9 protein-coding genes are annotated in these 10,636 nt (G+C 54.2%); 2 read left to right on the plus strand and 7 right to left on the minus strand.

What is annotated here, in order from left to right:
- The 7 genes from B2Z72_RS17240 to B2Z72_RS17270 all read right to left on the minus strand — a co-directional run.
- The coding region (locus tag B2Z72_RS17240) for an acyltransferase family protein (protein ID WP_414716710.1) at window positions 1-184 on the minus strand (184 nt) is incomplete at its 3' end.
- A gap of 18 nt (window positions 185-202) precedes the next feature.
- Window positions 203-1,483 (minus strand): TRAP transporter large permease, encoded by a 1,281-nt coding sequence (locus B2Z72_RS17245; protein WP_296985154.1) that lies wholly within the window; start codon window positions 1,481-1,483, stop codon window positions 203-205.
- Window positions 1,480-1,971 (minus strand): TRAP transporter small permease, encoded by a 492-nt coding sequence (locus B2Z72_RS17250; protein WP_296985153.1) that lies wholly within the window; start codon window positions 1,969-1,971, stop codon window positions 1,480-1,482. The genes B2Z72_RS17245 and B2Z72_RS17250 overlap by 4 nt, the downstream gene beginning before the upstream one ends.
- Window positions 1,968-2,963: a TRAP transporter substrate-binding protein DctP gene (dctP, locus tag B2Z72_RS17255; RefSeq protein ID WP_296985152.1), complete on the minus strand. Its 996-nt coding sequence runs from the start codon at window positions 2,961-2,963 to the stop codon at window positions 1,968-1,970. The genes B2Z72_RS17250 and dctP overlap by 4 nt, the downstream gene beginning before the upstream one ends.
- Window positions 2,964-2,969: 6 nt before the next feature.
- The gene (locus tag B2Z72_RS17260; RefSeq protein WP_296985151.1) at window positions 2,970-3,812 is read right to left on the minus strand and encodes a TRAP transporter TatT component family protein; all 843 of its coding nucleotides are present in this window, start codon (window positions 3,810-3,812) and stop codon (window positions 2,970-2,972) included.
- A gap of 114 nt (window positions 3,813-3,926) precedes the next feature.
- Window positions 3,927-7,685, minus strand: coding sequence for a DUF1631 family protein (locus tag B2Z72_RS17265; protein ID WP_296985149.1), 3,759 nt, complete (start codon window positions 7,683-7,685; stop codon window positions 3,927-3,929).
- A 188-nt stretch (window positions 7,686-7,873) separates the two neighbouring features.
- On the minus strand, window positions 7,874-9,217 hold the full coding sequence (locus tag B2Z72_RS17270) for a sigma-54 interaction domain-containing protein (RefSeq protein ID WP_296985147.1): 1,344 nt from the start codon (window positions 9,215-9,217) through the stop codon (window positions 7,874-7,876).
- 235 nt (window positions 9,218-9,452) lie between these two features.
- Between B2Z72_RS17270 and B2Z72_RS17275 the strand changes: the two genes are divergently transcribed.
- Both B2Z72_RS17275 and B2Z72_RS17280 read left to right on the plus strand, forming a co-directional pair.
- The gene (locus B2Z72_RS17275) at window positions 9,453-9,980 is read left to right on the plus strand and encodes a hypothetical protein (RefSeq protein WP_296985146.1); all 528 of its coding nucleotides are present in this window, start codon (window positions 9,453-9,455) and stop codon (window positions 9,978-9,980) included.
- Between the two features lie 137 nt (window positions 9,981-10,117).
- On the plus strand, window positions 10,118-10,636 hold a 519-nt coding region (locus B2Z72_RS17280; protein ID WP_297005412.1), incomplete at its 3' end, for a cytochrome ubiquinol oxidase subunit I.

A 10,636-nucleotide genomic window follows, 5' to 3' on the forward strand; every position in this document is an offset into this window, starting at 1 on the left:
GATAGCCGGAAATAACGAAAAATACGTCAACGCCGGCAAAGCCGCCGGGCATCCAGGCAGGATTGAAGTGATATAACACCACACCGATGACCGCCAGCGCTCTCAGCGCGTTAATATCCTTGCGGAACGAAGAGGGGCGCGGGGCGGTCTTAAAGGTAAATCCGTTTATCAGCTTTTGCTTCATGCTTGCGGTGTTGAGTTCTTATTGTAATAACCCCAGGCTCAGCCACGGCACATAGGTAATCACCAGTACACAGGCCAGCAGGATAAAGAAGAAAGGAATGGTCGCACGGTACAGTGTCATCACCGGCTTATTAAAGCGGAAGCTGGCGATAAACAGGTTCATACCGACCGGCGGGGTAAAGTAACCAAGCTGCATATTCGCCAGGAACAGAATCCCCAGATGAATCGGGTGAATACCGTAATTCACCGCAATAGGCAGAATGATCGGAATCATAATCACCAGCGCCGAGAATATATCCAGCATCATCCCCAGAATCAGCAGAAACAGGGTTAACAGCAGCAGGAAGGTGAACGGGTTGCTGATGTGCTGCTGGATGTAACCAAAAATCATCTCGGGTACACCAGCGTCGATCATGTAGTTGGTCGAGGCAATGGATACCGCCAGAATCAACAGAATCGCACCCACCAGTTTCATCGAATCGCGCATCACTACCGGCAGTTCTTTCAGGGTGATTTCACGGCGTATGATCACGGTGACAATCAGTACATAGAAAGCAGTTAACGCTGCTGCTTCAGATACGGCAAAGATACCGCTGTAAATGCCGCCAAGAATGACAAACGGCAGTGGGATTTCCCACACGCAGTCTTTAATGGCTGCCAGCGCTTCTTTCTTATCAAAAGGATGGGTTTCGCGCTCCATGCCGCGGGTCTGCCAGGCGCTGTAGAGTGACAGTGCCAGCAGCATCAGCCCACCGGGTAACAGACCGGCGATAAACAGATCATCGATACTGACAGGTGTGTCCAGTGCCATCTGCTGAGCAACAACACCATACAGAATCAGTGGCAGGGAAGGCGCAAATAACAGGCCTAGGCTGCCGGACGTCGTTACCAGGCCAAGGTTAAAAGATTCTTTGTAGCCAGCTTTTGCCAGTGCCGGAACCAGCAGTGCGCCAAGCGCGACGATGGTTACGCCGGAAGCACCGGTAAAGGCGGTAAACAGCGCACAGGCTATCAATGCAACGATGGCCAGGCCACCCGGCATCCAACCCAGAAAGGCATCGGTAATGCGCACCAGGCGCTGCGGTGCTTTGCTTTCACCGAGCAGGTAGCCGGCAAAAGTAAACAGCGGAATGGCGATAAGCACCGGCATTTCAGCGACCTGATAAATACTGACCGCCATGGCCTGCAGATCAACGTCGGTTTGGTAATAGCCCCATAATGCGGAAGCGGCAATAACGGTAAACAGAGGAGCGCCGGCCAGTGCCAGCAGCAGCAGAACAACAGTAACCAGAATACTCATGCGTCAGCGGCTCCCGGACGGACAGCCGTCAGCAGATCGTTGATAGCCTGCAGTGCAAATCGCACGGCCATCAGGCTGAAGGTCAGCGGCATAATCGCCTGTAATGGCCATGCCGGTACCTCACCAAATACGGTGTCGCCATACTGCCACGCCGCCTGAACGAATTCCGCACTGTGCCAGCCGATCACGCCACAAATAAAGGCCGCAAAAGCCTGAGTCAGAACACTGAGCCAGCGTTTAACACTGTCTGGTGCCATACGGTTAATTAGGTCGATGGTGATGTGTTCGCGTGAGCGGGTGGCAATCAGGGCGCCGAACAGGCCGACCCAAAGCACCATGACGCGCAGGAAAGGCGAGATCCACAGGATGCCTCCACCAAACAGCAGGCGCGCGAGAATATCGAAACCTGCCAGCACGATCATAATAAAAAGCAGAAGCACCAGAATGGCGTCTTCTGCTTTGTGTAACAGAGTCAGCAGTTTCTTCATTGTTGAGCGCGCAGGGCTTCCAGTTTGTTGACCAGCTTGTTGTAGGTCTCAACCGGATAGACGTCATCCGCAGCAAGGGCTTTCTTGGCATCGGCAGCCAGCTTGCGCCAGGCGACACGGTCTTCTTCTGTCAGCTGAACGAATTCCATGCCGTTCTGAATCAGCGCCTGACGGGCGCCTTCTTCGTCTTTGGCATTCTGTTTATCCAGCTCGGCAAAGGTATCGCGCATAACGCGTTTAACAATGGCCTGATCTTCGTCACTCAGACGGCTGAAGGCTTTATCGCTGACGGTCAGCATGCCAAACAGGAATACCAGCGGGAAATCCGTGGCGTAGTTCACTTTCGTGTGCCATTGCAGAGCAATAGAGGTACTTGGGTTGATGGCAACGGTATCGATCAGCCCGGTCTGCAGGCTGGTGTAGACGTCAGATACCGGCAGGGAGATCGGCTGTACGCCGCCGTTTTCAAAAATGGTCTGGCTCATGCGGTCGCCTTCCGGCACCCAGACTTTCTTATTGCGCACATCCACGGATGATTTCAGTGGCGTATCGGACATCAGGTAAGCAAAGCCGCCCTGAGACAGGCCGAGGATAACGTAGCCTTTTTCTGCCAGAGTATCGGTGATGTAAGGGTCAAACTCTTCCCGTACAGCGCTGACTTCATCCAGGTTGCGGAACGTGAACGGCAGTGAATACAGCTGAGTAACGTTGCTGACGTCGGCCAGTGCGCCGATCGACATCATGCCGCCCTGCAGCTGATTAATGCGCATTTTACGCAGTACAGTGCTGTCGCTGCCCTGTACGCCGCCGGGGAAGTACTTAACACTCACGCGGCCTTCCGTTTCCTTCTTGATGGTAGCTGCGGCTTTGCGCATCTCTTTCATCCAGTTGGTGCCATCCGGCGCCAGCGTGGCAATTTTGAGGGTCGTAGCTGCCTGGCTGAGAGGGGCAATCAGGCTCAGCGCAATGGCTGCCGCGGTCAGAAATTTCATATTGTTTTACTCAAAGTAATCGGAGGATTCGTCGAGCAGGGTCTGTGCCTGCTGCTGTGCCAGATGATTAATCAGGGTCAGTCCTTCGTAGGCCGGATCTTTGTCCAGCGCCTGCTGCAACAGGCTGTCATGCAGCTCCTGATCGAACATCAGACGGGCGTATTGTTTGGCGTACAGGACATAAGCCATCAGGTTATGACCGTCGCTGTATTCAATGGCGTTTTCAAAATGCTCGCGGCCAACTTCCGGTTTGCCGCCCACCGATGGCGGCAGCTGAGTGGCCAGTACACCAAGGTAAACCTGCAGGGTACCGTTGTCGTGCGAAGGGTCATGTTCAGCGACCCAGCTCAGCAGGGTCTGAACCTTGTTGAGCTGAGCAACGGCGTTCCAGTCATCGCTGTTGGCCTGAATCCAGCCAGCCCAGGCGGTGCCCATGGCATAGAAGACATCAATATCGTCATCATCAAATTCTTCGTCCAGACCGGCACGTAACTGGTCTGCCGGGCCATCAATCAGCTCGCAGGCGTCGGCATCGTACTCACACAGAGCACGACGGGCGTAGCCCATGGCTTTGTCAGCCAGAGGTTTGGCCTCCTGCGGATCTTTGCTGAACACACCGGCGTATGCACCGTAGAGGCGGGCGCCGGCCATCAGGAAGTTCTCATTATCCGGATAGGTGAGGATCAGAGCGTCCAGTAACAGCAGGTAGGCGGGAGCTCCGGCTTCAACAATGGCCGGGTCTTCCTGGTTCATCATCGAGCGTGACAGGTTGTCCGGCAGACGGCTTATGGAACAGGCACTGATGCTGAGGGTGGCCAGCAGCATCAGGATATGCGTTGGTCTCATCATGAATATTCAAAGTTACGACTGGTAGTAGTGGGCGGATTTTACACTGGTTAACCTTGCGGTTTCATTAAATTGCCCGCGGTTTTACCCCGCCGCGGGCCTGTGACAGGGCCGAACTCACTGTTGCGCCAGCTGGCTCAGCGGCAGATGCTCGGATGGGGCGCCAATAATAAAGTCGATGCCAATCGTGCGCAGAATGTCCCAGACGTTGTTGTTCGGGCTGTATTCGGCGATGGTTTTCTTGGCCATAAAGTGTGCGATTTCCTGAATCGACTTAACCAGTGCGTAGTCGGCAGAGCTGGTGTGCAGACCAGAGATGAAGTTACGGTCAATTTTGACGTAATCCACCGGCAGCACTTTCAGGTATTCGAACGACGACTGGCCGGTACCGAAGTCAGACAGTACGAACTTACAGCCGAGGCTGCGCATTTCGTGCATAAAGTCGGCGGCGTCTTCCAGATTGCGGATGGCTGAGGTTTCATTCAGCTCGAAGCACAGTTTTTTCACCGGTACGTCTTTTTCCCGCGCCTGCTCAAAAATGTATGACAACAGACTGTCATCGTTAATGGCATGGCCGGAAAGGCGTAACATAAAGCGGCTGATCTTCTCGGCTTCTGCCTGATGATCCGCCAGCCACTGCACCAGCTGCTCGATGGTCCAGCGGTCGAGTGCATACATACGGTTGTAGTTTTCTGCGGCCTGGAGGTAATCCATCGGCGGAATCTGTCTGCCGTTTTCGTCTTCGATACTGACCATCACTTCATACTGGCGGCTGTCTTTGTGACGGTCCTGGATGGCGTTGACCGGCACACACTGCACCTGCAGCTGATCATTGTTCAGCGCCTGATTGAGCTTGTTGCCCCAGGCCATAAACTGGTCCTGACGCTGATGGCTCTCGTCATCCGCTTCATAAACTTCAATACGGCTGCCGCCTTTCTCTTTGGCCATCAGACAGGCTGCTTCGCCGTGTTCAATCAGGTCGGACGCTTCTTCCAGCTCGTTGCTCATAGCGGCCAGACCCATACTCAGGTGAATACGGAACTGACCCTCATCGCTGCTGATGTTGGTGGCTTCAATCTGCTTTTTAATCTGTTGCGCGGTTGCCATTGCGGTGGTCGGGTCCTGCTGATTGAGGAACAGAGCAAACTCGTTGGAACCGATACGCGAGGCGATAACGTTTTCCTGCTCGCCAAGAATGGTGGCCACACTTTGCAGGCAGGTATCACCACCTTCAACACCGTAGTTTTTGTTGATCAGCTTAAACTGGTCAATATCCAGCATGCACAGGGATCCCGGAGTGTCGGTGCGCATGTTGGTGAGGAAGCGTTCCTGCAGCAGGCGCAGGAAGTGCTGGCGGTTAAACAGTCCGGTTAATGGATCGATATTCGCCTGCTCTGACAGATCGCGGTAAATCTCCTGCACCAGTTTATCGACGCTGCGGTCAACGGCAGATTCGTCCTGCTCGTACAGACGTTTCACGCGGCCGTCATCGAACGCCGCGGCAAGCTCAGCCAGAGTAAAGTCGATTACTTTCATACCCGAGTGGTTTACGCAGGCGAAGCGGGATGCGTCGTGGGCGATCCACACCACAGACACGGACTGATCCTGCTCGGTGAGCAGCAGCCAGTCGCCGACCTGCAGGTTCATGGCACGGCGCATGCCTTTGCCTTCCGGCACCACCTCGGCTGGTTTGGCGACAAACGCCGGCAGGTCGATGGCTTCGCGGATATGACCCTGACTCAGGTGTTCTTCCGCAGCCTGCAGAATATCGTCATGCCAGCGCTGGTGTTCGGGCAGACTGCCATTGAGGTTATCCATTTCTGAGCGCGCCAGTTCCATCATCGGACGGAAGCGGTCCAGCAGTTCACGGCGGCCACTGTTTTTGTTGCCGAACAACACCAGTACCTGACGGTAGAGTTTAACGGCACCGTTAAAGCGTTTGCTCTCCGGCCCTTCGCGCAACAGCAGCAGCGACAGCATCTGCTGCCAGCCATTGTTCAGCCAGTCGACCACGCAGGTTGGCAGGGTGCGGTTGGCGCAGTCGCGTCCGATCAGTTGTTCGACCTGAGTGCGGACTTCCTGCATGCGGTGCTCGCCTTCGGCGGCCTGGGCAACGCGTTCGGCATTCTGGCGGGCTTTGCGTTCCGCTGAGCTGACCAGCCCCTGCAGATTCTCCAGCAGGTCTTCCAGTGAGTTTTCGTCGCCTTCCAGGTTGTTGACCACCGGGCCAATCAGGTTCTCCAGCTTTTTAGAGACCTGACCTTCGCCACTGGTGGTGAGCTGGCCGAGTTTGGCCAGCAGGTTGAGAATCAGGCGCCCCGGGTGATCCGGGTTAAACAGCAGACTGGCGTCTTTCAGCATCAGCTGCAGCAGTGGCCAGCCAAGTTGTTCGATGTAGGGTTTTACAAAGCCGGCGACCTGATCGCTTTCCAGCATGTTCTGGGTGACGTGTTCCAGGGTTTCGATGGCGTCACGGGATTCAACCGGCAAGCTGACTTCCCGGGCTGCCAGAGCCTGCTCCATGGCTTCCCGCACATTGACGGCGGCTACGGTTTGCTCTTTTGCCAGTTCACTGACCAGTTCTTCAATTTCTGCCGGCTGCGCCTGGGGCAGCTGATTGTCGGCCACTTCGGATTCCAGTCGCTGATAGCGCAGACGCAGCAGGTTCTGGATATTACTGAAGGCCTGACGTGCTTCTTCCTGGTGGCGGCGGAAGTTCTGGGCCGCATCTGCCGGACTTTCCGGCGTTGGCTGCCAGGCGGCATTGGCAGCGCTTGCGGCACTGTTATCCTGCGGCGACGTGGCGGCATTGTTGCTGTTGTTGTCGCTGTTGTTGCTGTTGTTGTTGCCTGAACTGGCACCGGATCCGCTGCCGGAACCACCATTGCCCTGACCGTCGTCGCTGACCACGACCTTGCGTGGTTTGCGGTAACGGAAGGTCAGTGGGATATCAATTTCTTTAATCAGGTGCTGATAGGAGGCCTGCAACAGGCTGCCGGCGACGTCTTCAAACACGCTGAAGGCGAGATCGCGGGCGGCCTGATCAAGTCCCAGTTTTTCCAGTGCATCGCGGAATGCTTCTGTCACTGTGGTCGGGCCAATCGGGTTGAAGCAGTGCTCAATCGGGGCATCGGACAGGGCATCAAGCAGCTGGCGCAGTTCAAAGGTGATGTGGGCCAGTTTCGATTGCAGGTGTGAGGCCGTTACCTTGGCCAGCAGCCAGTCTTCAAAATCGGCCTGCTGTACCAGAGATAAGCGCAGCTCACCGCTTTCCGCTTCGTGATCCGGGGTGTATTCCGCTTCGCCGGCGAGCCAGCGTTCCATTTGTCGGTCAAGGTTAGCGACGAACTGAGTGAGAAGGTCTCCGGCGTTCTGCTTCGCCTGCTTCTCCAGCTTCAGCCATTGCTGCTGTTCGCCGGTGTTGTGCGCTTTGTTGGCTTTATCGAAGGTACCTTCGAGGAACTCCGGCAGCCATTTCTTTGGCAACAGATCACTGAGACGCTTACTTTCCGCTTTAATTTCAGCGATGTAGGCAGTGCGCCGGGCGCTGTCGATTTTGCTGTCTTTGCGATGACGCTGACTGAATTCCTGTAAACGCAGAAACAGGCTGTCGTCCTGGGAAGGCAGGCGCAGCCCGACATGCTGTTCATTGTCGTGCACCCATTCGGTCAGCACTTCGATATGTTCATCATCGAGTTGCAGCGACAGAGTATGTTTACCCGAGGTGTCTTCAGGGCGGCCGTGGGGCCAAAGCAGGTTAAGTCCGGTCTGTGAATAGTCCACGACCTGACAGTCATAGGTTCCACCGCTGGCGAGCGTCAGTCTGGCATTGAAACTGATGGAAAAGCGGGGATGTTCACGAAGTTCAGCAGCCATGTTTCCTTCCAGTTATGGCGACGTACCAGTCCACTGGTTTGTCTTGTCGTTGCGCTGCCAATCCGGGTTGATGGCAGTCGCTCAGGTAAAAATTAATATTATCGCGTGGGTAATTCGCATCTGCATATAGTTATAAAGTCTGGCTCACTAACGGCCAGCTGAAAAGCAGGAATGACGACTCAGGCAGATTAAATGTCGTCATTCTGATGCTGATCACGCAGTTGTCGCAATTTGCGATACAGGGTGCGTTCGCTGACACCAAGTTTTTTGGCCAGTGCAGCGTTATCGCCCGTATATGCCCGGGCGATCCGTTCCAGATAAACGCTTTCAAGATTTGCCAGCGGCAGAATCTCGCTGCTCCCAAGTGTAATGCTTTCAGATGACAGTATGGCTGAAGATGCCGGAAACGGCTCGAGATGTTCTGGTTCAACCGAATTGCCATCGCAAAGCAGCACCGCACGCTCCAGCAGGTTGCGCAATTCACGGATATTGCCCCGATACTTATGACTGATCAGCCAGTCGCAGGCGCGGTCCGACAGTTGCAATACCCGGTGACGTGACAGCTGCTCCAGCAGATGGGTTGCCAGCGGAATTATATCCTCCGGGCGTTCATTCAGGGTGGGTAAATACACCGGGAACGGACTGATACGGTAATAAAGATCTTTGCGGAAGGTTCCTTCTGAGATCATTTCTTCCAGCTTTTGATGAGTGGCGCAAATTAGCCGAAAGTCAGCCTGTTTTGGCGTAATGCTGCCCACCGGACGATAACTGCCGCTTTCAATCAGGCGCAGCAGCTTTACCTGCATCGCCAACGGAATATCCCCCACTTCATCAAGGAACAGAGTGCCACCACGGGCAGCCTCCACCAGGCCGGGTTTGCGATGTGTGGCGCCGGTAAATGCGCCTTTTTCATGGCCGAATAATTCGCTTTCGAACAGCGTCTCTGTCAGCCCGGAGCATTCCACTGTCACAAACGGACTGGCGGCGCGGTCGCTGTGGCTGTGCAGGTATTGAGCCGCCAGTTCTTTCCCGGTACCCGATTCCCCTAACAGCAGAACACTGATGTCGCTCGGAGCTGCGCGGCTGAGCAGTTCCAGCATCTGCGTATAAGCAGCACTGTATCCGACCATTCGTGATGCCGGATTGTCGGTGGCAGACCGCACCGGATGCATGATCTCGATAAAATAGCGGATCTCGCCTTCGTCATCGCGGATCGGATTAAGCTCCACATCCACGTGCTCGCGACCGTTGGCGGTGTTGTGAATATGCAGAATACGCTGGCGTTGTCCGGAATCCAGGCATTGGCGCAGCGGGCAGGTCTCACCGGCCTGGTCACAGGGGACGCGATAGCCGTGGGACACTTCGTAGCAGTGACGTGACAGTAAAGCCTGATCCTGGGAAAAGGTCTGACGGTAAGCCTCGTTGGCGGCGCAGATCTGATAGTCGCGGTTCATCAGAATGGCCGGGGCGGTAATCGCATCCAGCAGCGATGAGATGGCCGGCAGTGAGTGGTAATCCGTTGGGTGGCTCATGCAATGTCATTCCTGTCGTTCGGTATGACAAATCTGGCAGCTGAATCCGGCGCTGTAAAGGATAAGTACCTGAGACATTCTGCCTCATAGTGTAAAGATCGGCTGCTATATCTGTTCTGAAGCCCGTGCTGGAGCGCTTCAGGGCAGGGCCAGCAGGCTGTGCAGGCATTAAGTAATTAACTGGCCTGCTCTTTGCTCTCTGGCAAACAAAGAGAAACAGAATGCGGGAAGCAGCATGGTAAGGGTTAAACAATGGGAAAGTGAGAACCGGCTCAGTTATCTGATGATCGAGCCTATTTCCCGCCGCAGTGCGCTGGTCGATGTGTACCCGGATCAGCAGGAAGAGTGTCTGAATATTTTACAGATGCGCGGTCTGCATAACGCTTATCTGCTTTATACATTTAACCATGAATTTAATATGGATATTCCCGGTGTGATGATTAAACCGGACATGCCGTTGCCGGAAAAGGTTTTACCTTTAGGCGAAACTCACATTGAACGTCTGCAGAATTCCACGCAGGAATTTGCTGCTTATGTGTGTGAAGGACATGTTTTTTCCGGCGAATGGTGGCTGCCGTTTGCACTGCGACAAATTGGCGCAGATGGATCGTGTGGGAAATCCGTTATGCTGCCGCTCGCTAACCTGCCGGATGACCATATTCTGCACCCTGGCAGGGTGATTTCGGGTATTCGCATCAGCACTGTAAGGCAGGAAAAAGCCTTTGCTGACAATCAAAATGCCGAGGTGTTTATCCGTGGTTGAATCAATGAATTTATTAAAAAGCAGAGTAGACTTTTTTATAAATTTCCGGATGGCGAAGGCTCCGGAAGAAATCTTTTTTCATCAATCTGACATCTGTCAATTTAAAGTACCTTTCCCTTGCAATCGGAGGATCTGCAATGATCAGTGAAAGTCTGGTTGATATTTCGCGGCTGCAGTTTGCAATCACCGCGCTTTATCACTTTCTGTTTGTTCCGCTGACGCTGGGCCTGTCGTTTATTTTAGCGATTATGGAGTCCACGTACGTTATGACTGGTAAACAGGTTTACCAGGATATGGTGAAATTCTGGGGCAAATTATTCGGTATTAACTTTGCCCTGGGTGTGACGACTGGTCTGACCATGGAGTTCCAGTTCGGTACCAACTGGGCTTATTACTCACATTATGTAGGGGATATTTTTGGTGCGCCTCTGGCGATTGAAGGTCTGATGGCTTTCTTCCTGGAATCCACCATGATCGGCCTGTTCTTTTTTGGCTGGGACCGTATGTCCAAAGTCCAGCACCTTGCAGTGACCTGGCTGGTGGCGATTGGTTCTAACCTGTCTGCGCTGTGGATTCTGATTGCTAACGGCTGGATGCAGAATCCGGTTGGTGCCGAATTTAATTTCGAAACCATGCGTATGGAAATGACCAGCTTT

Origin of the sequence: Thalassolituus sp. UBA6592 (genome assembly GCF_002433655.1) — a bacterium.
Taxonomy (GTDB): domain Bacteria; phylum Pseudomonadota; class Gammaproteobacteria; order Pseudomonadales; family Oceanobacteraceae; genus Venatoribacter.

What these genes read in the sequence shown, in the direction of transcription:
- B2Z72_RS17275 (WP_296985146.1), top strand. Translation starts at nt 9,453, where the DNA reads ATGGTAAGGGTTAAACAATGGGAAAGTGAGAACCGGCTCAGTTATCTG.
- dctP (WP_296985152.1), bottom strand. Translation starts at nt 2,963, where the DNA reads ATGAAATTTCTGACCGCGGCAGCCATTGCGCTGAGCCTGATTGCCCCT.
- B2Z72_RS17265 (WP_296985149.1), bottom strand. Translation starts at nt 7,685, where the DNA reads ATGGCTGCTGAACTTCGTGAACATCCCCGCTTTTCCATCAGTTTCAAT.
- B2Z72_RS17270 (WP_296985147.1), bottom strand. Translation starts at nt 9,217, where the DNA reads ATGAGCCACCCAACGGATTACCACTCACTGCCGGCCATCTCATCGCTG.
- B2Z72_RS17260 (WP_296985151.1), bottom strand. Translation starts at nt 3,812, where the DNA reads ATGATGAGACCAACGCATATCCTGATGCTGCTGGCCACCCTCAGCATC.
- B2Z72_RS17245 (WP_296985154.1), bottom strand. Translation starts at nt 1,483, where the DNA reads ATGAGTATTCTGGTTACTGTTGTTCTGCTGCTGCTGGCACTGGCCGGC.
- B2Z72_RS17250 (WP_296985153.1), bottom strand. Translation starts at nt 1,971, where the DNA reads ATGAAGAAACTGCTGACTCTGTTACACAAAGCAGAAGACGCCATTCTG.